The sequence below is a fragment of the Methanosarcina barkeri MS genome, assembly GCF_000970025.1.
GTDB lineage: Archaea > Halobacteriota > Methanosarcinia > Methanosarcinales > Methanosarcinaceae > Methanosarcina > Methanosarcina barkeri.
The window spans coordinates 625,101-647,630 of the sequence record NZ_CP009528.1 but is presented as its reverse complement, the minus strand read 5'-3'; the positions used below and the strand labels follow the sequence as shown (position 1 = coordinate 647,630).

15 protein-coding genes are annotated in these 22,530 nt (G+C 38.6%); 4 read left to right on the top strand and 11 right to left on the bottom strand.

The annotated features are described in order from the left end of the window. Positions 1–4: 4 nt before the first annotated feature. The 5 genes from MSBRM_RS02745 to MSBRM_RS02725 form a co-directional block, all read right to left on the bottom strand. Entirely contained in the window at positions 5–4,333 is a 4,329-nt protein-coding gene (locus MSBRM_RS02745) for a cobaltochelatase subunit CobN (protein ID WP_048120019.1), read from the bottom strand. Between the two features lie 1,471 nt (positions 4,334–5,804). Beyond that, positions 5,805–6,599: a DUF1638 domain-containing protein gene (locus tag MSBRM_RS02740; protein WP_048120021.1), complete on the bottom strand. Its 795-nt coding sequence runs from the start codon at positions 6,597–6,599 to the stop codon at positions 5,805–5,807. A 458-nt stretch (positions 6,600–7,057) separates the two neighbouring features. Further along, positions 7,058–7,504 (bottom strand): DUF2149 domain-containing protein, encoded by a 447-nt coding sequence (locus MSBRM_RS02735; protein ID WP_048120023.1) that lies wholly within the window; start codon positions 7,502–7,504, stop codon positions 7,058–7,060. A gap of 33 nt (positions 7,505–7,537) precedes the next feature. Then, positions 7,538–8,161 carry a MotA/TolQ/ExbB proton channel family protein gene (locus tag MSBRM_RS02730; protein ID WP_048120025.1) on the bottom strand — a complete coding sequence of 208 codons (624 nt, stop codon included), beginning with the start codon at positions 8,159–8,161 and terminating at the stop codon, positions 7,538–7,540. Next, positions 8,158–8,850 carry a DUF2162 domain-containing protein gene (locus MSBRM_RS02725; RefSeq protein WP_048120026.1) on the bottom strand — a complete coding sequence of 231 codons (693 nt, stop codon included), beginning with the start codon at positions 8,848–8,850 and terminating at the stop codon, positions 8,158–8,160. The genes MSBRM_RS02730 and MSBRM_RS02725 overlap by 4 nt, the downstream gene beginning before the upstream one ends. A gap of 458 nt (positions 8,851–9,308) precedes the next feature. Here MSBRM_RS02725 and MSBRM_RS02720 point away from each other — a divergent pair, with 458 nt between their 5' ends. Further along, the gene (locus MSBRM_RS02720) at positions 9,309–9,854 is read left to right on the top strand and encodes an ArsR family transcriptional regulator (RefSeq protein WP_048120028.1); all 546 of its coding nucleotides are present in this window, start codon (positions 9,309–9,311) and stop codon (positions 9,852–9,854) included. 188 nt (positions 9,855–10,042) lie between these two features. On the opposite strand, the gene MSBRM_RS02715 is transcribed toward MSBRM_RS02720, so the two are convergent. The 5 genes from MSBRM_RS02715 to MSBRM_RS02695 all read right to left on the bottom strand — a co-directional run bounded on the left by MSBRM_RS02715 (position 10,043) and on the right by MSBRM_RS02695 (position 14,357). Continuing rightward, positions 10,043–10,723: a fibrillarin-like rRNA/tRNA 2'-O-methyltransferase gene (locus tag MSBRM_RS02715; RefSeq protein ID WP_048120030.1), complete on the bottom strand. Its 681-nt coding sequence runs from the start codon at positions 10,721–10,723 to the stop codon at positions 10,043–10,045. Then, positions 10,724–11,734: an NOP5/NOP56 family protein gene (locus tag MSBRM_RS02710; RefSeq protein WP_048154453.1), complete on the bottom strand. Its 1,011-nt coding sequence runs from the start codon at positions 11,732–11,734 to the stop codon at positions 10,724–10,726. Then, entirely contained in the window at positions 11,731–12,696 is a 966-nt protein-coding gene (locus tag MSBRM_RS02705) for a beta-ribofuranosylaminobenzene 5'-phosphate synthase (RefSeq protein ID WP_048120034.1), read from the bottom strand. The genes MSBRM_RS02710 and MSBRM_RS02705 overlap by 4 nt, the downstream gene beginning before the upstream one ends. 101 nt (positions 12,697–12,797) lie before the next feature. Beyond that, positions 12,798–13,736 carry a DUF2953 domain-containing protein gene (locus MSBRM_RS02700; RefSeq protein WP_230628798.1) on the bottom strand — a complete coding sequence of 313 codons (939 nt, stop codon included), beginning with the start codon at positions 13,734–13,736 and terminating at the stop codon, positions 12,798–12,800. Positions 13,737–13,889: 153 nt separating this feature from the next. Continuing rightward, positions 13,890–14,357 (bottom strand): GerW family sporulation protein, encoded by a 468-nt coding sequence (locus tag MSBRM_RS02695; protein WP_048120037.1) that lies wholly within the window; start codon positions 14,355–14,357, stop codon positions 13,890–13,892. 560 nt (positions 14,358–14,917) lie between these two features. On the opposite strand from MSBRM_RS02695, the gene MSBRM_RS02690 reads away from it, so the two are divergent. The 3 genes from MSBRM_RS02690 to MSBRM_RS21005 all read left to right on the top strand — a co-directional run bounded on the left by MSBRM_RS02690 (position 14,918) and on the right by MSBRM_RS21005 (position 22,057). Continuing rightward, positions 14,918–17,110, top strand: a complete 2,193-nt coding sequence (locus MSBRM_RS02690) for a PKD domain-containing protein (RefSeq protein ID WP_048154451.1) — start codon at positions 14,918–14,920, stop codon at positions 17,108–17,110. A 185-nt stretch (positions 17,111–17,295) separates the two neighbouring features. Then, positions 17,296–17,418, top strand: coding sequence for a PKD domain-containing protein (locus tag MSBRM_RS21840; protein ID WP_080941645.1), 123 nt, complete (start codon positions 17,296–17,298; stop codon positions 17,416–17,418). 1,612 nt (positions 17,419–19,030) lie between these two features. Next, positions 19,031–22,057, top strand: a complete 3,027-nt coding sequence (locus MSBRM_RS21005; RefSeq protein ID WP_080943662.1) for a glutaminyl-peptide cyclotransferase — start codon at positions 19,031–19,033, stop codon at positions 22,055–22,057. Here MSBRM_RS21005 and MSBRM_RS02680 read toward each other — a convergent pair. Next, entirely contained in the window at positions 22,036–22,254 is a 219-nt protein-coding gene (locus tag MSBRM_RS02680; protein WP_048154446.1) for a hypothetical protein, read from the bottom strand. The two genes, MSBRM_RS21005 and MSBRM_RS02680, sit on opposite strands and share 22 nt — an antisense overlap. Positions 22,255–22,530: the final 276 nt, after the last annotated feature.

Below are 22,530 nucleotides of genomic sequence, written 5' to 3'. Positions count from 1 at the left end.
GTGTTTATCTCTTTCTCATACCCAGGTAAATTCCACCCGCGACTACCACTACAAAGAGAATTCCGATAACATCAGATCCTGAAAATGAGAAACCACTATTCTCAGGTTCTTCAGCAGAATCTTTCTGCATCTCATACCCTTCAACATAATCAGTATCTGAGGATTTCTGAACTCCAGGATCAGGTTCAGAAGTATCTGTACCATATCCTCCGTCCGACTCTTGAGACGTCTGGTTACTGGATGAACTGGCTTTTGGTACTACGGTAGCGTTTCCAGTATTATGATCGTGATGACTACCACTGCTACTACTCTGGGTCTCTTCTGTGGTCTCCAGAGTTTCGGCTTTAGTTGCAGCTTCTATTTGCTCGGAGTAGCCCGGAACAGATACCTTTCCACTTACAAACTCATGAAGCAGGGGATTTCCACAGGTATGGTGACAACACGAAGCCCCATTCTCGGCCACAGACTCCTCATATTCCTTTGCAAGGCTTTCGATAACATCATCTGAGGGTGCCCAGTAATCGTGCCTGACTGCCTCAAGCATTCTCGCTGTTACAGACTGGTAAGCACTGGGATTATTCTGCTTGAACCATTCTTTCATAGAAGGATCATTTACATAGGTTTCATACACTTCTTGCCAGACTGTATCGTCCACAAGGTCAGGGTCACTTACCTCCCATCCAAAGAGGTTGTCCACAAATTCGGACATCATGCTGCCGCCTGAGTATCCGGAGTTTTTCATTCCTTCAATCCATTTGTCGTTGAAATATCTGGCCCGCAAGTCCTTGCTGAGATACTCTTGCATTCCCAACATCTGAGCCCCATCCGAGTTACTTGTGTCCGAAATATACATCTCCGGAGTATTGCCGCTAAGATACCTAGTTGCCAGGTTCATGCCGCCGAAGTACTGGAAAAGGTCATCGTTATCAAGGGAGTCATAAAGATTTGAAGAGGACGAATGTACTGACGCTTCAACGTTTTTCAGGTTGCCTTCGAGGAGTGCTCTGGACTGTATTCCCCAGAAATCTTCTCCGTAAGCGTATCCCATCTTGTCCAGGTATACGTTTGCAATATCTTCTTCATTATCCCATGACCCGCTTGCACTGATAGCATCTGAGACCCCTATATCATAAGTACCGTCCATTACTGCAAAGCAGCGCATTGTAGAGAGTTTTGTTGCAGTCTCGTTGTCATACCCTTCAGATATTAGGGAATCGTAGAGTGTAAGAGAGCTCTGATTTACATAGTTTTGATAGTTTACGCCAGGAAGAGAGCTTGCAAGCTTCACAGCACTGTCTATCATTTTGATCTTATCCGGGAAAGCATCCCTCATACCTGCGGTAGTATAGACGATATCAATACGCGGCCTTCCAGGCTTTGAAGTATCATAATTTGGCAATAGTTCATCTTCAGGGATAGCTTCAACTCCGGTTACATACCCGTACTCGTCCCATACAGGTTTTACTCCAAGCAGGTAGAGCACTTCGGCTTCCAGAGTCCCGTGGTCCGCAATAAACTCCACCCCGAACCTTGAGAATGAAACTTTTTTAGGGTATTCCCCGTGTTCATTGTAATAGTCCTCAAGCATCTGGATTGCAAGAGACTTTCCAACTTCCCAGGTTGCTTCTGAAGGATAGAGCTTCGAATTTATGCTGTAATAGTTGCGCCCTGTAGGTACTGCATCTGGATTCATTATAGGGTCCAGCCCTGAGCCTGGTGGAATAAATCCTCCGTTCAGAGCTGAAAGAATTCTGTCAATCTCCACATCGCAGTTAAGAAGCCTGTCTTTATAATCCAGCCCCTGTTCAAGATCAAGTGCAACTGTGCTGTTAGTTTTCCCATAAACTGCAGTCTGCGCCTGAGAAACGCTTGTATTATTGGTTACAACTTCCCAGACAAGTTTGGTAACTTTTGTATCGTTTAACGGAATTCCGAGAGGATACGAAGATTCAGGGTAGAAAGCAGCAGTGATATTATCCTCAAAGCTTCCTCCAAGCATAGCCCTTACCATTCCGGTAAGTTCATCACTTTCAGGATATGTCATATTCGTTGTAGGAACATGGCTGAGGATATGCATACCGTATGGGATATTTTCATTTCCTACGTCTTCCAGGTATTCATGAAGAGTGTTTTTAATGAAATTTCCAAACTCCGTTTCATTGTAGTCTTGAAGAGCGGTTACATTTTCTATTCCCAGATCAACACTGAGGTTGAGTGATATTATCTCATTTACTATGGCCTTCTGATATCCTGCTCTTGTCTGAGAAGAAATCCCGGGGTCATAATACTCCTCCACATCAGTTGAAAGGTTTAGCAAATCTCCATAAAGCCCACCGCGTTCAAGGGTTGGAGTCAAATGGTCAATAATTAGAGCATTACCCCTGTACTCCGCAGTTATTCCTTCTCCCACGTTGGCAACAATATAGGGATAGATATTCGGAATATCCTGCAGCAGGAGAGGAGACCAGTCTGAAGTCCGGTTCATGCCGTAAGTGGGGCCCGGGAGCCATTCGTGCGTACCGTGAGTGCCCATATGAATAAGAGCATCAGGCTGGAATTCATGGTTTAGCCAGAGATAGAAAGCTATGTACTGATGTGTGGGAGGTACAACGTTGCTGTGGTAAAGGGTGTCATTATTTTGTCCTGTACCTCTGGCAGGCTGAGGCATGAGCCAGACATTTCCGAAACGCACCGTTGGAATTACAATGTATTTACCGGTTTCATTCTCATAGATCATAACACTCTTATTTTGAGGCAGATCTTCGGACCAGGGTTCTCCCCATTCAGCTGTTACATTGGCTCTCAGATTTTCGGGAATTTCAGACTCAAACCACTCTTTATAGGTATCCATAGGTATGAGTTGAAGGCCCCACTCAGTCCTGTTTTCCACCATTCCATTCAGAACTCCAGGAGCCCAGGAACCAACATTGATGCCCTGTGCTTGAAGCATCTCCATGAGCTTACTACTGTTTTCCGGGATTCCGGAGACCTCATAGCCACTTTTATTCATTGCATTAAGAAGTTCAAACATGCTCTGGGTGGAGTTGAGATAATTTGCTACAATATTATCCTTTCCTGAAGGATAATTATAGTAAATCACAGCTACTTTCTTGTCTTCGTTTTCCTCTAACTTCAGGTTTGCCCAATTAATCGACCTATTTACCATCCAGTCAATCTGAGAAGGCAGAGGTTCATAGTTGCTTTCACCTGTTGCGGAATCATAATTATCAATTCCTATTACAATGTACTCGAAAATCCCATCAATGCTCGGGAGCAGAGTTTTGTATACAACCTCTTCACTGGGGATACCTCTATTACTATCAGCTATGTCAGTCGAATTAGCAGGATTTGTAACAACCAATCCCGTGAGGACAGGAACGTCAAGGTCTTCAAGCTCCTGTACACCTTTATCAGGATCATCATAATTCAAACGGAAACTCTTAAGAGAAATTACGCACTGGACAAGAGATTCTCCATTTTCGTCAAAGTAAAACTTATGAATATCGTTAAAAGTATCAAAACCTGCAATAACGTTGCATCCTTTTCCTTCCAGATCACGGATAAGAGCATCTATGACTTCAAGGTTGTCACCGGTATAATCGGAAGCATGGAACCATATCCCTATAGTGGGTCTGCTCTTGTCGTAAATATGCCGTGATTCATTTGAGTTAGTTGAATTTGAGTTAGTTGAGTTAGAGTACCATTCAAGGTAATCAGTAGTATTTTCAAACCAGTCTGGCTGAGATTCGTTAGTAGAAGAACGAGCATCCGGATGATAAATAGCTGCTTCAGGGAATTCTATAGGATCTTCATAAACCCAGTCTTTCGTAAGCTCGGGTTTATCTCCATAAGTTTTTGCGAGATATATAAGGAAGTTCTCAGTGTTTTTCTTCAGAACTCCTCTAGAACCCATATTATAGAAGAATTTTTCTTCAGTAGAATTATAGGGGGTAGTCCCGGAAAAAATCTTATCGTAACTTGAGGTATTAATGTATGTTGTATCTATTGCAGAAGTAATATCTATGAGTGCAGTCCCGTTTTCGTGAGCACTTTCAAGGTCGTCTCCGATATCTTTGAACTGCGACCAGAGCATATAAGTAAATATTACATCCTGGTTTTCAAAAGTGACATTGCTAAAATCGGAATACCCCGAAATATATGTTACATTTATACTTGCATTATATGGATTGGACTGCTCTGCTGCAGCAAGGGCACTCCCATCATAACAGATAAAAGTAATATTTACATGGTTTTCATCAGCCGATACGTTCTGTGCTAGCAGTAAAAGGACCACTGCACATAAAACCAATAATCTACCTTGTGCCGTACGCATCTTATCCCCAGAACAATGTATCATGAACCCTGGAGCACCCAGTGAGAAAAATAATCAGGATGCTTGGCCCACAGAGTGATTTTATTATCAAAGAGTATGAATCTGAAAAATGATACAGAAACTGCTATTAGACATCAAAAATGAACCCGGAAGCTCTTGATTTTAACACGTAATTAAAATACAGAACTTCCTAAATCCAATGAGTAGCCACTCTGTACGATAGATTCAACACTCGGAGCATTAGGGAATAAGATACATAAAACACAGTTTTTGGCTAATAATTGTTAGTTATTTGGGTAAAAACGGATTCGATGGTGTTTTTACGTAATATACTATGATTTCTCTCTATTTTGTAGGGTTGAAGATACTTTTTCAGTTGAAAAACAACTACATAAACCAGATAATCCTCTATATTGAATGTGATTTATACGAGAATCTTTTCACATGTATATGTGTTAGGTCAGATTTAGAACTTAAATGTAAATTACCCACTCAAAATAGCGAAGAGACATTATTCTTCCGCCCATAAATCAGCGAAACTCTTATAAAATTATCATAATTGAACATATTGGATAACTTTGCAATAAATGAAATTGCTTATTTTCTAAGCATCTTTTCTTTTTTGTATTATATTAATATTTTTATATAATATCTTTTTTCACTTTAACTTGTATTGTTCTTTTTTATTAAATGTGGTAATGTCATAGAACTACGAAATGTTTATATATATAGATGTAATTTTATTAATAGACAAATCAGATTTACTTGATTTGTCTTATGAAACGCCATTATAAACCTCCGTAAATCTGTGGTTTTCCAGGAGTAATTTGCCATTTTATATCCTCCTTAAAGCTGCAGTCTTCCGGGAGTAATTTGCTATTTTTAGTCTCTCTAAACTGCAGTCCAGGAGTAATTTGCCATTTTATATCCTCCTTAAAACTGCAGTCTTCCGGGAGTAATTTGTCTTAAAATATCTACTCAATTTTTTATTTTGTCGTATTTTTATAGTTAAGTATCTCAAGTACCTAAAAGACGAATTCGACCCTTAACTTTCGGCTATAAACATGTCTTAAAATTCAATGGAGAAATGTTTTTAAATTGATTTTCTTTAATTGGAGGGAATTGATTCCTCTTTTCAATGTTTGATACTTGCACTTATCAATTATATTGAAATTAACATCAATAGGCTGATTTTACACAAGTTAAAGAGTCACCCAATAACTATCATGTAACCTAAAAAATATGTAAGCTGAAAATATATAAGCTAAAAAAATGACGGCTTTTTAATATTTTGGAGATGTGATATTCTTCTTGAAAAATAGTCCTGTAACTGAAGACGAAAAAAGTTCTACCGTTGGGAAAATACGAAGAATTTCATATAGTTTTTAAATTAAAGCTGGTCACCTTGAAATTAACACAATAACGGGAATATTTCAATAACTTGAAAATGCCTTCAAGATAAACAATATATTCAGACCTTAAGCGGCCTGAGAAGCATGTTTCGCATATGGTTATACGATTTTTGCGCTATTTCAGTGTTTCCTTCCAGTTCTATGACCTCGAAACCGAAGTCATGTGCAAATTCTTCAACTTTTTTTTCAAAATCCGATTCATAAGACAGTTTTGTGTTAACCCGGGCAACTTTTCGGTAACCAAGTTCTCTAAGATATTCAGGAGAAAATTCAAAGCCCAGAAGTAATTTATCACCAACTCTGAATGCGGTCTTCCAGTTTACAGCCCACATAGGAGTTAAAAAAAAGGTATCACTGTGACTTTTCAGGATTTCCTGATAATGAGAGTTACCTCCGAGAGCTGCTGCAATGCAGTCTTCAATGGGTTTCATTGATTCATCTGTGTCCCTGTCCTGCAGCGATTTTATAGGGCATCTCGTATGAGCAAAATTTCTTTGTATCCTGGAAAGTGCCTGCCCGCAGGAGCCGTAAAAAAGTAGAATTCCGTCCACACTTCTGGACATAATATCAACGTTTGTATACGTTTCATTTTTAAGCCGGGCAGGATCTACATGAAGCCCCATCCCCTGAAGCTGGACAATAACGCTAAATTTATTACTACATCTCAGGTCTGCTTTGATTTTGTAAAAGGGAAGGAACACTGGTTTACATCCTTCAGCTTCAAGTTTGTGCAGAAGACCTTTGTTTTCTTCGTTTTCTATGATGTATATCCTGTCTATATAAGAATCGTTTGCAAGCACATGGGTAATTTCATCCTCAAATATTCTGCAGCCAACTATGCCCAGAACTGTCATGGCTATAAGTTTAATCCCCTACTATTAAAGAATATCCTTATCGGGAGAGCTAATAACTCTTAGCAGAAAGCAAATATATTTGTATGTGCCATTTGCTCAATACTTCTTTGTCCGTAAACATCATAAAATTTACATGCCGCGTCTGGACACGGAAAGAGTAAACTTTGTTTCTGTTTTTCTTATTTGTTTTTCTAATTTTTCATTAAGTTTTTATTATTTTTCATTAGGTATTAAAGTTAATACTTTGACAATAAGTATGAAGAAAAAACGCAATGCTTATTGTTTATTATATTTAAAAAATAAACGAGCTTGTTTCAAAACTATCTCCAATCCCTCCGAAACAATTCATTGGAGTATAAAACCAGAATCAATAGAGCTAAATGAAATACCAGTTTTTGGTCAAAAATCTGAATAGTCAGGATTTTGAAACAAGCTCAATATTTATTTTATTGAAATTATTACTGTGAAGTAGATACTTTAATTGTACGGGATGATGCAGACGTACCCGACGAAGAAGTACCTGATGATGTAGATGCACCTGATGAAGAAGATGTACCATTACTATCAGGTACGTAGATTACCTTGCCGTCGGCGAGCCTGTAAGCCGTTCCAAGAGCTTCTCCAGTTCCCCCTCCTATGTTATCGGTCATGTTCATTACTTCAATGGGTTTACCTTCTTCTTTGATGACGATCTTCATATCTTGAGCTCCTGGATTTTTGACAATAGTGAAATCCTCACTGGAGCTTAGAAGTTCAGGGAGGTGATATGACATAACAAGCGCAACCAACAAAGCTACGGAAAAGACCATTGCAACATCAAAAACATTTGCAACGTTGACCATCGGGTTTTGCTCATCTTCGTCTTTTAAAAGCCCTGCCCGCCTGTATCTTCTGGATTTTCGCATGATTTCTTCCTCATTACTAAGAGATACTAAGCTTCAGTTCTTTTCCTCAATTGTATCCAGGATATAATCGATATCCGACATATCTTCCCAGTACCAGCGCCGTCTGACCTGTGTAAGTACGTAGCCTATTCCAGCCGCAAAAAGCCCTACAACCGTTGTTGCAAAGGCAATCATCAGGTTTTGCGCAAGAGTTTCGAGTTCTCCTTTCGAAAGCCCTATCAGAGCAGGACCTAATGGAATAAGCGTCCCCATAAGGCCAAGCATGGGACCGATAGTCGAGGTTATCTTTGTATGTTCAAGACGCTTTGCCATCTTGATTTCATATTCCTGCGAAAGCCTTTCAATAGCAAGAAAATGTCGCTCTTTCAGGTATTTTGCAGCATCTCGCGCAAAAGAAGTGACCATGTAATTTTGTTTGATGTTTTCAAGAGCCCTGGATGCTTCCGAAAAATCTGAATTCTGAAGCTCGCACTCAATTTTTTTGCAGTTAGTTTCCAGATTATTCCAGTCTCTACGCCTTTTTGTATATTCGGAAAGGAATTCTCCTAATTGAATCAAGGAAACAAATACGAGAATAGTGAGAAGAAACATTACAGGAATTAACAAAGCCGTTGAGAAGACATTCATCATATTGGATAATAAATTCATAAGGCTCAAAGATCATGCCTCCTTATACGTTCCAGGAAAAAACCTGCAAGGATAATAACTCCAAAAGCCATAAGAGGCATAATTCCTGTTTCTCCTCCTCCGGTTGAAACAAGGTTCATCTTTTTTGTTTGTATATAAGCAGGGATAAGCAGAGCTCCTAAGAGATAATAAATCCCTATCATCATCATTGCACTGCCCATAGTTTCAGGGGTTTTTCCAAACCGGACCTTTCCAAACCTGAAAAGAAAAGAAGAAGCCACTACTGCTATAAAAAAAGCAACTCCAACAAGTAGCCCTACTTTTATCCCGGGAAGGTTAAGACTTTCTGAAAGCAGTATGCAGGAGACTGCAAGAGCTGCCAGACAAACCGGGCAGGGTATGGATATAGCAAGGAAAGTGTGCCTAGAAACATCTTTTCCTAAATTCCATTTTTTCTGGGTGTAAATCCCGGTTACTATCAGAAGCAGGGAAACAAATACATGGATTCCCATGCCCATTGAAGAAAACTTTTCAAAAGCGTCCAAGTTTGTGTGGTCAGTAATGCTTCCGAATAAAAGGGCCAGAAGAAAATAACTACCTCCAACTGCAAAAATTTCTCTTGTACTTATGTTTGAAAATCCGCATCCTATTCCAGATTTAATTCCAAAAACAAGGATACCTATCAAAATTCCAATCACAGTTAATGCCGCAGAATCCATAATACCTTCTGAGCATCTATAGTAAAATTAAATAAAAACTGGTTTTTGGGTAATAATTGTTATCTTTTTGGATAACAATGGCTCATTGAGTGCATTTTTTAGACTAAAAGTTTATATCCACCCTGTTTTCTTAGGGAGGATGAATAATAATTGAGTAAGTTAAAATTAGATTATGTGTAGAAGTTAAAATTGTAAGATAGTAAAATAGTAAAATAGTTTTTTTTAAATGATGGCAGTTGACGTTGATATTAAATTAGAGTTAGAATTTAACAAATATTATGTAAAAATTTACTTTGCTACCAGGCAATGACATAGAAAAAAGAAAAAGAAAAATCCGTAATTAAAGTAAATTTGTTAAAATTAAATATAAAAAAGGCAATGAAAAGATCTGATAGTTTACTTTACTTGTTCTAACAAAAGCAATAATTATAAGTATTTGAGATAAAATAGAGTTCATCATGGTAGTAAATGCTATGCAGAGTTATGGAATGAACGGCGGCAGAGAAAATCTTTTTAAAGCTATTTCAAGCGACACACGCCTCTCAATTCTAGAACACCTGAGTGAAGGAGATATGCACATATCCGGCCTGGCAAGAAAAATAGGGATTTCTGTGCCTGTGGCGGCCAAACATGTAAAAATATTAGAAAAAGCCAACCTTGTAGAAAGAAAAAAGTTCGGAAATACTCATATGATAGGCATCAAACTGAACAATATATATTCATTTCTGGACCACTTTGCAGAAAACAAGAGACTTGAGGTTGAACAGGGTACTACTCTGCTTGAGGCTCTGAAAAGCGTGGCTGCAGTAGAAGTTAAGAAAATGGGGAACAGAGTCAAGGTCGTCTCTACGGATGGAGAAGATGGATTTTATGTATATGAAGTGGATGGCAAATTATCGGATAAAACTGTAGACGAATATGAGTTCTACGAAGATGCCGTCGTAGAGTGGAAAAAGCTGGTGCCCGTAACGAAAAAAAGATTACTGGTAAGCATCAAAAGGTAAAAGCCTACAATGCTTCTTAAAATGCTTAACCCCTTTAGAGGCTCATATCTATTAACATAGAGCCTGCAAAATATCTACTCATGAAATTCTTTAAATGATTAAAAGAGTCCACTGAAAAGAGTCCACTGAAATATGATATTTTACTGTTTCTTCTGAAAAAAACAGAAAACACCTGGAAAATGGACGTGTTACTTCAACTTCGCCAGGACTCCAAGATGGTCTTCGTGATAGGGCATCAGGTCCTTTGCATTGAGAATCTCAAACCTGGGCTCAAAAGCCTGTTCGAGTTTCTTCACCTCTGCCTTAAAAACTTCTTTTGGTTTAGCTACAGTATCTATACTCCGTGCTTTAATGGAAAGCAGGAGATATCCATCCCTTTTTAAAAAACGAACTGCGTTCCTTGCAGCAATCTCGGCCTGGTTGGGCTGTGCGACATCCTGAAAAATAAGGTCCACAGGTTCAACGAGATGAGAATAACTGTCCGGTTTTCCCGCATCAGCAAGGATCGGGTGGATATTTTTCCTCCTTGATGCAAGTCCTATAAGATCTCTCATGCTCCTTGGAGCAAATTCAACGGCATAAACTGCACCTTCCGAAACAATATCAGAGACATGGCTGACCGTTGTACCTGAAGCCGCCCCAAGGTAGAGCACCTTTGAATCTTCCTTGAGTGGAGTGTTAAATTTTTTCAGGACCATGGCTCCAAGCTTGCTCCTGCGAGGGTCCCATGTCCTATACTCAACCCCTTCAACCGTAATTAGTTTTTCTCCATAAACGGTTTTTCCAGAGTCAAGGTTCTTTGTAGCAAGATGTTTTTTGTCTTTTATAACTTCAAAGATCCCATTCGACAACCTTTTGATTTCAGGCATTTACTTTCTCCTCCTTTTCTTTGGCTTTGCTCCACTTTCCTGCCTTTTTTGAGGAGGCCTGGGATTCAAAGTCCTGATCTGCAGGACTTTCGCTTCAAGTTTTTCCATAATAGAGGGCTCTATTTCTCCGGAATAAAAATCAATGCGCGCAGCAAGGGAAAGTTTTGATGCAACGGCTCTTGCTACTTTTCCTCTTACCCACCAGGGCGCAGTATTTATTAGAGGGTGACTGTAAATGATCCCATGTTTTGGAGATGGAGCCCGAGCTCTAAGATGCTTGAAAAGCGCCTTACTGGCTCCTATAACCTGAATGGTGCTAGAGGGAAACTCAGCAAGTTTTTTGAGGCTTCCTGCAAGACTTATTAACCTTGCCCCAAGCATTGGGCCTGCAATAAGTTTCAGGTTAGGTGCAACCAGTTCCATACTGTTCTCAATATAAGCCTCAATCTGTCGACGCCGTTCATAGAGACTGCACACGTTTTCTGCAAAACCTATAAGGAGTATTTCATCTGCAGGTTCAAGTTTTGCACCCATTGAATTTCTGGCTTTTGAATAAAGAGGGTCTTCAGAACCGACATTTTCACGGGAACCGTATTTTACAATAAAAAGTGCAAGATCTTCTCCGCCTAACCCGCTTTCCGGGAAATAGCCACCATACCATTCAGAAAGCCTCTCCGACAGAGCATTTGTCGTTTCATTTATATCATCCAGGGCCTCTACAGCCTGAATAATTCGCTGGTCAGGAGTAAGAGCACCTGAGACCTGAAGTTTTGCAGCCTCCAGAGTAACTTCGTGTAAAAGGGAGTAATACGCGGCAGGGGAGTTTACAAACCCGGATTTTATAGCTGCATTTTTGAGGTCAAAGCCTTCAGGAGGGAGATCCGACTTGCTGTCCCTCAAAGAAAGAGAATGGAGAGCAAGCTCCCGGATGTCTTTTGAAAGAAATAGAGATTCCAGAATTTCTCCTGTGCTGTCGATTTCAAGAGTTCCAAACCAGGTATTGATTTTCAATCTGGCCCTCCAGAGATGTCAGCACCCCGATTCCTTCCCTTTGTGAGCAGGACTCTCCCACCAAGGGACTCGTCAAGCATGCGCTGGGTTTCTTGCTGGAGTCTTTTACCTTCCTCGACGCTTCCGACAATTCCGTAAACTACCGGCCCAAAAGAACTGATGCCCGAGCCACTCGCGCCGTTGTCACGCATGTAATTCATGATATCCAGGACAGTCTGTGACTGAAGTCCGACTTCCCTTTTCTTGAAACCTACAGTTTGGATGTGGTTAATCGCTTTTCCGAAAGTTTCCAAGTCTTCCTCGACAAGTGCAGGAAGCATCTGCATGAGGATCACATGGGAAATTTCCTGAACTTCGGCGAGAGGAATTGGACAATACCTCTTGAAAATATCCACTTCTTCCGCATCGTGCGCCCCTTTACCTTCAGGAATTGCAAGGACAATAGACCAGTCAGGAAAGTTTCTTCTGAAAAGGACAGGACCAGGAGGTACGTGGCTGGCTGAAGAAGGAGAAAATGCACCTTTATCCTTGAACTTATGCCCCCCATCCAAGATAAAACCACCATTTTCAAAAGCAGCAACCCCTATCCCGGATGTGCCGCCCCTGCCGACCGCGACTGCAAGTTCTCTAACGCTTTTTCCCAGTCCATAAGTTCTGTTTACGGCTACTGCTGCCGACAGTGAGGCCTGGGTTCCGGAACCGAGTCCTACATGATCAGGAAGACTATCTTTAATATGCAGCTTTATTCCTTCTCCTGTTGGAAGAAGGGCCTGTACAGCTTTTTGCATTTTGCCTGCTAGAAGAGAATTACCGATGATCTCTATATTATCAGCTTTACTCGCAGAAATTTCCAGGCCGGGATATTCCAGGGTGATTCCCGCTCCCCCATCGACCCTGCCTATCTCTGCATTGAGGTCTATCAGGGTAAGATGGAGTCTGGATGGGGTCACTACTTTAATCATGTATATCTGTACCTCATTACCTATTCATAAAGCTTAGGAATTGAATTTATTTTAGCTCAGGATTAGACTTCCGTTAGCTCAGGAACTAGATTTCCGTTAGCTCAGGAACTAAACTTCCGTTTCCCCCAGAGTTTTTCCTTAATAATCGAATAAGTAAAAGATAAAGTTTTCCTGTTAAACATGAATTTAAGCATTGGAAAAATCAGAGAATATATCCTTACACGAATATCCATACTCCCTCTGAAATCCACCATCGGATTCATGAACACAGGGTTAATGGAAAAACTACAGTGCCTGCATCGGCTATAGGCCAGTCCCGCAACAGCGTGTATAAGTCCACAGAGCATGCCCGTGTCTGCCGGATCGGAAAGGCCAAATGTCACGTCAGATTCCAGACGTTTAATTTTTATTCCATTAAGCAAATCGGAAAATAGACGAAACAGAGGTTTTCTGAGAGATTTGAATGCTTCCATCCCCCAGTGAAGCATTTCTCTGGGAGTCATTTCAGATTCTGGAGCTTCTTCAGTCTCAGGCTCTTTATTTCCTCTTATCTTTGCAATTAGACCCAATTTTTCTTTCTTCTTATCCCCTTCGATTAGTTTTTCTTTGCCCTCACTCTCTTCTATTCTTTTTTCTTTACTCTTATCCACTTCAATTCTATTTTTTTTACTCTCATCCACTTTTATTCTTTTTTCTTTACTCTCATCCACTTCCATTCTTTTTTCTTTGATTTCATTTTCTTCAATCTCTTTTTTGTTCTTCCCTTCAGTCTTATTCTGTGTTTCTGTAGTGACTCCTACATTTTCAGTTTTCTTCAGATCAATCTCATTTTGCTTCTCATTTATTGTTTTATCCTTTCTCGATTTATCCGGTTCTTCAGGAAAACTTTCGCTTTCCTCAGGTTCCTCTATGGAAAAGGTATGGGAAAAGAACAGCCATTTTACAGTAAATATACCTCTAAGTTCTTTCTTTTCTTCCAGGCTCAGGACATTAAGCTTGAAAGTGAGACCTATTGCTGTAAAAAGTATGAATAAAATCAACAGAAAAACCAGCAGAAGAAAAGTGATTACCAGCATATTAACAGGTTAGGGAGAAGAGGATAGTCCTGACTATCCTGAAAACCCATATTTTTTAATTCCGTTTCCTGGAAAGTCCCTTAAATAGGTTTTAGTTCCGGAAATTCGGTAGAAACTTTAGTGGAAACATCCCTCTTCTTCGACCTTGATTTCGGGTCCTTCTACAGTTTCCTTTTCCGGAGTTTCCCTTCCTTTAACTTCCTGTTCCTGCAATTCCTCTTCTTTTTTGTTCTTACCTCTCATGCCCTTGAGCTTGTCCATAATCTCAGGCACAAGATCAGGAATTGAGCTAAGGATTGAACCGGCATCGCTTCGTCCAGAGAGCCGGAAGATCCGAGCTTCTTCTTCAGAAAGCATAATAAATGCCACAGGCTCTATCTTCGCGCCTGCCCCTCCACCTCCGCCATATCCCGACTCAGTGTCTTTCTTGCCTTCTCCCCCACCTGCTCCAAAACCCATTGTAATCCTTGAAATAGGAATAATTGTTTTCCCAGCAGCAGTAATTGGGTCTCCAACTACGGTTTTAGTATTCGCTATTCTCTCAAGTTCACCTGCAATTTCTTTAATAGTGGCTTCTACACCCAACTTTTCATCCCCTTTTTGTATATTGTTTCGTAGATGACGATAATAAATACTTTCGTTTTTATCTTTAATCTAAATTTGGATACATTAATTTTGGACTTAATCATATTTGAGTAATTCTACGCTTACTAACTTAAAGCCAGTTTTAATTCCAGTGAGAAACTTATTTTTATCGTTTTCGAAGGCTATTGTTTTTTTATGTGGGCAACTAAAATCTAAGCCGCCCTTATTTTGAAAGTAATAAATATTTGATAAATAAAAATAAGTTAATAGCCTATAAATAAGATATTCTATTAAGTTAAGTGACCTGGATTATCCGAATACAAATAAATTACATGGATAATATTTTTTATATTTTTAATTTATTCAATATAACATATTCCAGTATATTTATATCTTATTATTCGAATTTCAGCTCAAGTAATGAAATTTACTTAAAGAGTCTTACAAAAGATGAACAAATTCTTTGAATAAGAGAATACTTTTTCATTCGTGCATTCACGTAGGTATTCAGTGTAAACCCCCTTTATTTACAATGAAAGTTTCACCTAAAATTTATTTTAATGGATGGAGGAATTAAAATAAAAAAATTAACCACTATATTAGTAGCTATTTTCATATTATCATTAATATCAAGTCTTGGAGCTGCGGCTGAGATTATAGTGCAGCCAGGAGACTCTATTCAAAATGCTGTGAATAGTTCGTCTTCCGGCGATATAATTACTGTAAAACCCGGAATATATACTGAAAATATTATAGTAACTAAAGATGATCTTACAATTAGGTCAGAATCCGGAAATCCTGATAATACGATAATCAAAGCCAAAAGTTCGGGGGCCAGTGTGTTCCTCTTACAGGGAGACAACATAAAAATAACTGGATTTAAGGCTGTAGGAGCAACTCGATCTGGCAATGCAGGAATTTGTCTGTCTTCGTGTAGTAACTGCATAGTTGAGAACAATAAACTTTTGAACAACTGTTACGGAATATATCTCCTGCGTTGCAAAGAAAATAAGATCTCAAAGAATATAGCTACGAACAATAGGGAATATGGAATTGTACTTGGGACTGCTACAGACAATACCCTTTCAGGAAATACGGCTTTTAATAACGGTCGTGGAATCCATGTTGGTAACTCTGACGGCAACACATTTTCAGGTAATACTGTTCAAGATAATAGTGTTTATGGGCTTTATGTTTGCCCCAGAAGCGACACTAACCAGATTTACAACAATTACTTCAATGACACTAATATGACTATTAGAAATGGGATAGGAAATACATATAATACCAAAAAAACCGCAGGTACTAATATTGTGGGCGGACCTTACATAGGAGGCAACTTCTGGGGAAAACCTGATGGTACAGGATTTTCCAATACTGCAACCGATGCAGACGGGGATGGAATTTCCGATTCTGCATATAAAAACATAAAAGGTAGCATATATTCTGATAACCTTCCTCTAGTTGTTTATAAACCCGGATCGCAAAAACTGGTTGCTGTATTTTATGCATCTCCAAAATCAGGAACAGCACCTTTAAGCGTGAAATTTACGGATAAAAGTACAGGAAAACCAACTAAATGGAAATGGGATTTCGGAGATGGAACATCGTCAACAGAAAAGAATCCAACACATAAATATTCTAAAGCCGGAAAATATACTGTTAAACTTACGGTAACAAATGCGGCAGGAAGTAACACAGCAACAAAATCAAAGTATATCATAGTGAAAACTTCGCAAGCACCAGTTGCTGTATTTTATGCATCTCCAAAATCAGGAACAGCGCCTTTAAGCGTGAAATTTACGGATAAAAGTACAGGAAAACCAACTAAATGGAAATGGGATTTCGGAGATGGAACATCGTCAACAGAAAAGAATCCAACACATAAATATTCTAAAGAAGGAAAATATACTGTTAAACTTACGGTAACAAATGCGGCAGGCAGTAACACAGCAACAAAATCAAAGTATATCATAGTGAAAACTTCGCAAGCACCAGTTGCTGTATTTTATGCATCTCCAAAATCAGGAACAGTACCTTTAAGCGTGAAATTTACGGATAAAAGTACAGGAAAACCAACTAAATGGAAATGGGATTTCGGAGATGGAACATCGTCAACAGAAAAGAATCCAATACATAAATATTCTAAAGAAGGAAAATATACTGTTAAACTTATAGTAACAAATGCAGCAGGCAGTAATACAGCAACAAAATCAAAGTATATCATAGTGATAGCAAAACCGGCTGCTGTATTTTATGCATCTCCAAAATCAGGAACAGCGCCTTTAAGCGTGAAATTTACGGATAAAAGTACAGGAAAACCAACTAAATGGGAATGGAGTTTTGGAGACGGAACATCGTCAACAGAAAAAAATCCAACTCATAAGTATTCTAAAGCCGGAAAATATACTGTTAACCTTATGGCGACTAATGCAGCAGGCAGTAACACAGCAACAAAATCAAAGTATATCATAGTGAAAACTTCACAAGCTCCAACTGCAGATGTTCCAACTGCAGATTTCTGGGGCTGGCCGCTATCAGGAAACGCTCCACTAAAGGTAACATTTACGGAGACGAGCAAAGGATCGCCAACTTCATGGAAGTGGGATTTTGGAGATGGGAAATATTCAACAGAAAAGAGTCCAACACACACATATTCAGCAGCAGGAACTTACACGGTTAAACTCATAGCAACAAATGAAGCAGGAAGTAGTACAAAATTAAAATGGAAATATATAAAAGTGGCAAAGTGACTGCAACTTTGAAAACTTGGTTATAAACCTCCTGGGATTCTGCAGTCTCAGATAAAGATGCAAAATGCAGTAGCACAAAAATCATTTGTGGATGTCATAGTATATAAAATAGGAAATCGCAAAACCAGTTGCTGCATATTCTGCGTCTCCCATTTCAGGAAAAGCTCTATTAACTGTGATCTGTACTGATAAAAGTTTCGAAACCCCTCACTAAATGGCAATGGAGTTTTGGGGATGAAATAAGTTCAAGAGAAAAAAATCCAAAATACCAGTATTTACAGAAAGGAAAATATAAAATTACATTATAGTAAGCAATGAGGCAGGCGGTAGTACTATAACAAAAACAAATTCCATAAAAGTGACAAGAATACAAGACAGAGAGTATACTCTGAAAGCAAGTAAACTCTTAAACTGAAACACGAAAAAATTAAGGCTAAACTTAATGAACGCAAAGGTATGTTTAGGTCACAACGGAAGAGTCATAGTGGGCGACCGAAACAGACTATAATTCTGTTTTCTCTTATTCTGTTTTTAGAGTTAACATCAGTTACTCTTAGTTACATGTACCTCGATATTTTGGAGTGATTAAACTTCAACCTTCTGGATTAGGTTGAGATTAAAAAAGGATTGAGTCTAAATTTTACTAAATGTCTGAGAGTCTATCTAGCTATAAGAGCCTACCATAAATTTACATTTGATTTACAATTGAGATGGAGCTGAAGACCAAGTTTTTCTTGTAAATTCAACTTGAAGTTGAATTTCATGTATAAAACCGCATCAAAAAACACAGAAAACAGAAATTCTAACCAAAAACGAAGTTTTTGGACAAGAATTAGAAACACTTTAATATAAAAAATCCAAATATAGAGCGAATCAGTGATCGTGGAAGAAAAATAGATAATCTACCGCCTGAAGTATCTAACAGATAATCGATATAGCAAGATCCCTAGATGGTTTTTATAAAAATTGTGGAAAAGACATAATTACCGACGGTGGACCAGTTCAAGATGATATGACGCTAAAATTGAACTACACGGATAAGGTACTTAATAAATATTATATTAGACCTGAAGATTATTTATAGCTACATCCCGATTTTCATGATTTTATAAACTCCGGTTCAATCTGTTAATTAAAATATGCGGTTACGTAGAAACCCTCATGAGCCTTTGGCACATGCATGAAACATGAAAAACTTAATATTGATGTTAAAGTTTATCATGGGAAATCATCGGAAAGAAAGAATTACCAATTGTTTAAACTGAACTACCTGATATACTTTTACACATTCATTTTCAGATCCAATTAAAGCTGATTTAGATAGGTTTTCTACAAATCCAAAAACGAAAAAAAACCTGGATTTTGAAACTGAGTTTTAGAAAAAAACCTGTATTCGGCAGATCGACATTAAAAATTTGGATATTTTTCAGGATAAGTATCCTCTTCAAACTGTACGAGAAAAAGTAGGCTTCATATATTTGCTGAAAGTTGAAAAGTTTACTCATGTCTAAAAACACATTAAAACTAAAAAATATTAAGAATAAAAACACATTAAAACTAAAAAATATTAAGAATAAAAACACATTAAAACTAAAAAATATTAAGAATAAAAAAAATACATTAAAAAATCAGTTTAACTTCCAAAATATGTGATAAGATTGTTTTAGGTTTTTTCGTTAAAATATTTTCCCTTGAAATGAAGAGGATGCAAAGATAGCACTTTTCAAACACCCTATTAATTTGCCCTGCATTTAACACGTGTTAACATATGTACAAGCATTACATAAAAAGAAGCAGCAGACAATTTACAAATAAGAGATATAAGACTAATGTAAGTTCCCACAAAAAAGCTATCAGTGAAAATATTTGAAATAACAATTTACCTGCTGGATGTAGGACGAAATATAACGGAGTAAGACAATGAAAGTGAACAAAAAACTGTGTTCAGTAGCGTTAGCTTCAACAGCCATTGTTTTATTTTTAATTTTGATATTCTCTACTACATCGGCAGCTACTGCACAAAGTACTTCGAACACGGCTGGATACGCCTACATTACGAATAGCGGCAGTACCACTGTTTCTGCAATTGACATTACAACAAACAAAGTTACAGCCACGATAAATGTAGGAAGATATCCTTACGGAGTTGCAGTCAACCCCGCTGGAACTAAGGTATATGTATCGAAAGACAAAAGCGGCGCCATCTCCGTAATTGACACAGCAACAAATAAGGTTACAGCCACAGTGAAAGTAGGAAAAAACCCATGGGGAGTTGCAATTAACCCTGAGGGAACAAGAGTATATGTGGCAAACGAAGGCAGTAAGACAGTCTCTGTAATTAACACTGAAACAAATAAGGTTACAGCTACAGTAAAAGTAGGAAATTATCCTTGTGGAGTTGCAGTAAACCCGGCTGGAACAAAGGTATATGTGACGAATACTCTTGATAACACTGTCTCTGTTATTGACACTGCAACAAACAAGGTCACAGCCACAATAAAGGTAGGAAATCTCCCTACCGGAGTTGCAGTTAATCCAGCGGGAACAAAGGTATATGTGGCAAATGAGTACGATGTTTCTGTAATTGACACAGCAAAAAATAAGGTTACAGCAAGAGTAAAAGTAGGAAAATACCCATGGGGAGTTGCAGTAAACCCGGCTGGAACAAAGGTATATGTGACGAACTATGGAGATGGTACTTTTTCTGTGATAAATGCAGCGACAAATAAGGTTACAGCTACAGTGAAAGTCGGAAATTATCCTTTAGGGGTTGCTTTCAGTCCGGATGGAACTAAGGCATATGTGGCGAAAGAAACAAGTGGCGCTGTCTCTGTAGTTAACACAGCCACAAATATGGTTATAACCACGGTGAAGGTAGGAAAAGAGCCTGCTGCATTCGGGAAGTTTACAGGCTCTGTCAAAGTACAAAAACCGAAAACTCCAGTTGCTGTATTTTATGCGTCTCCAAAATCAGGAAGAGCACCTTTAAGCGTGAAATTTACTGACAAAAGTACAGGAAAACCAACTAAATGGAAATGGAATTTTGGAGATGGATCAAAGTCATTCCTTCAGAATCCAACTCATAAGTATTCCAAAGCAGGAAAGTACACAGTAACCCTTAAAGTAACCAATGCAGCAGGCATCGACACAGCAACAAAATCAAAGTATATCATAGTGACAGCAAAACCGGCTGCTGTATTTTATGCATCTCCAAAATCAGGAACAGCACCTTTAAGCGTGAAATTTACTGACAAAAGTACAGGAAAACCAACTAAATGGAAATGGAATTTTGGAGATGGAAAAACTTCAACAGAAAAGAATCCAACACATAAATATTCTAAAGAAGGAAAATATACTGTTAAACTTACAGTAACAAATGCGGCAGGAAGTAACACAGCAACTAAATCAAAGTATATAATGGTGACAGAAACTTCACAAGCTCCAGTTGCTGTATTTTATGCATCTCCAAAATCAGGAACAGCACCTTTAAGCGTGAAATTTACTGACAAAAGTACAGGAAAGCCAACTAAATGGAAATGGAGTTTCGGAGACGGAAAAACTTCAACAGAAAAGAGTCCAACACACACATATTCTAAAGAAGGAAAATATACTGTTAAACTTACAGTAACAAATGCGGCAGGCAGTAACACAGCGACAAAATCAAAGTATATCACAGTGACAGCAAAACCAGTTGCTGTATTTTATGCGTCTCCAAAATCAGGAACAGCACCTTTAAGCGTGAAATTTACTGACAAAAGTACAGGAAAGCCAACTAAATGGAAATGGAGTTTCGGAGACGGAAAAACTTCAACAGAAAAGAGTCCAACACACACATATTCTAAAGAAGGAAAATATACTGTTAAACTTACAGTAACAAATGCGGCAGGCAGTAACACAGCAACTAAATCAAAGTATATCACAGTGAAAACTTCGCAAGCGCCAGTTGCTGTATTTTATGCATCTCCAAAATCAGGAACAGCACCTTTAAGCGTGAAATTTACTGACAAAAGTACAGGAAAGCCAACTAAATGGAAATGGAGTTTCGGAGACGGAAAAACTTCAACAGAAAAGAGTCCAACACACACATATTCTAAAGAAGGAAAATATACTGTTAAACTTACAGTAACAAATGCGGCAGGCAGTAACACAGCAACTAAATCAAAGTATATCACAGTGAAAACTTCGCAAGCGCCAGTTGCTGTATTTTATGCATCTCCAAAATCAGGAACAGCACCTTTAAGCGTGAAATTTACTGACAAAAGTACAGGAAAGCCAACTAAATGGAAATGGAGTTTCGGAGACGGAAAAACTTCAACAGAAAAGAGTCCAACACACACATATTCTAAAGAAGGAAAATATACTGTTAAACTTACAGTAACAAATGCGGCAGGCAGTAACACAGCAACTAAATCAAAGTATATAATGGTGACAGAAACTTCACAAGCTCCAACTGCAGATTTCTGGGGATGGCCACTATCCGGAGATGCTCCACTAAAGGTAACATTCACAGAGACCAGCAAAGGATCACCAACCTCCTGGAAGTGGGATTTCGGAGACGGGAAATATTCAACAGAAAAGAGTCCAACACACACATATTCAGCAGCAGGAACTTACACGGTTAAACTCACAGCAACAAACGCAGCAGGAAGCAGTACAAAAACAAAATGGAATTATATAAAAGTGTCTGGGACCTCACAAGCTCCAACTGCAGATTTCTGGGGATGGCCACTATCAGGAAAAGCTCCGCTAAAGGTAAAATTTACGGAGACTAGCAAAGGATCACCAACCTCATGGAAATGGGATTTCGGAGACGGGAAATATTCAACAGAAAAGAGTCCAACACACACATATTCAGCAGCAGGAACTTACACGGTTAAACTCACAGCAACAAATGCAGCAGGAAGCAGTACAAAATCAAAATGGAATTATATAAAAGTGACAAAGTGACAAAGGGCTGAACGCGCTACAAAACTCAGTTTAACGGTAGGAACAACAGCGTCAAAGCCGGTTGTAAGTTTCCAGGGGTCTCCAAGAATAGGGAATGCGCCGCTGAGCGTGACTTTTAAGAACAATACTTCAGGCTCCCCTATCGCATGGAACTGGAGTTTCGGGGATGAAACCTTTTCAACAATACAGAACCCCATACATCCTATTCGACAACAGGAAGTTACAGTGTAACGCCTTAAGGCAAGTAACGCAGCCGGCACTGGTACGAAGACCAGAGTCAATTATATAAAAGTAACATAAGAAAAAAATATTGTAAATAAAAGTAACATAAGTAAAAGTAACATAAGTAAAAAGGTCGTAAGTAAAAGTTTCATGAAAACAAGTTGCAAAAAACCTGTTCACCAAGTAATTTAGTGCCTGAAGTTTAAATATAAACTACGGGCAACTTCTTTTATTATATATGAGTGTCGGGT

Bases quoted from the DNA above. Each gene is read 5' to 3' on its own strand.
- MSBRM_RS02720 (WP_048120028.1), top strand. From the start codon at position 9,309: ATGGTAGTAAATGCTATGCAGAGTTATGGAATGAACGGCGGCAGAGAA.
- MSBRM_RS02745 (WP_048120019.1), bottom strand. From the start codon at position 4,333: ATGCGTACGGCACAAGGTAGATTATTGGTTTTATGTGCAGTGGTCCTT.
- MSBRM_RS02680 (WP_048154446.1), bottom strand. From the start codon at position 22,254: ATGGGGTTCTGTATTGTTGAAAAGGTTTCATCCCCGAAACTCCAGTTC.
- MSBRM_RS02740 (WP_048120021.1), bottom strand. From the start codon at position 6,599: ATGACAGTTCTGGGCATAGTTGGCTGCAGAATATTTGAGGATGAAATT.
- MSBRM_RS21005 (WP_080943662.1), top strand. From the start codon at position 19,031: ATGAAAGTGAACAAAAAACTGTGTTCAGTAGCGTTAGCTTCAACAGCC.
- MSBRM_RS02735 (WP_048120023.1), bottom strand. From the start codon at position 7,504: ATGCGAAAATCCAGAAGATACAGGCGGGCAGGGCTTTTAAAAGACGAA.
- MSBRM_RS02690 (WP_048154451.1), top strand. From the start codon at position 14,918: ATGGATGGAGGAATTAAAATAAAAAAATTAACCACTATATTAGTAGCT.
- MSBRM_RS02725 (WP_048120026.1), bottom strand. From the start codon at position 8,850: ATGGATTCTGCGGCATTAACTGTGATTGGAATTTTGATAGGTATCCTT.
- MSBRM_RS02705 (WP_048120034.1), bottom strand. From the start codon at position 12,696: ATGATTAAAGTAGTGACCCCATCCAGACTCCATCTTACCCTGATAGAC.
- MSBRM_RS02715 (WP_048120030.1), bottom strand. From the start codon at position 10,723: ATGCCTGAAATCAAAAGGTTGTCGAATGGGATCTTTGAAGTTATAAAA.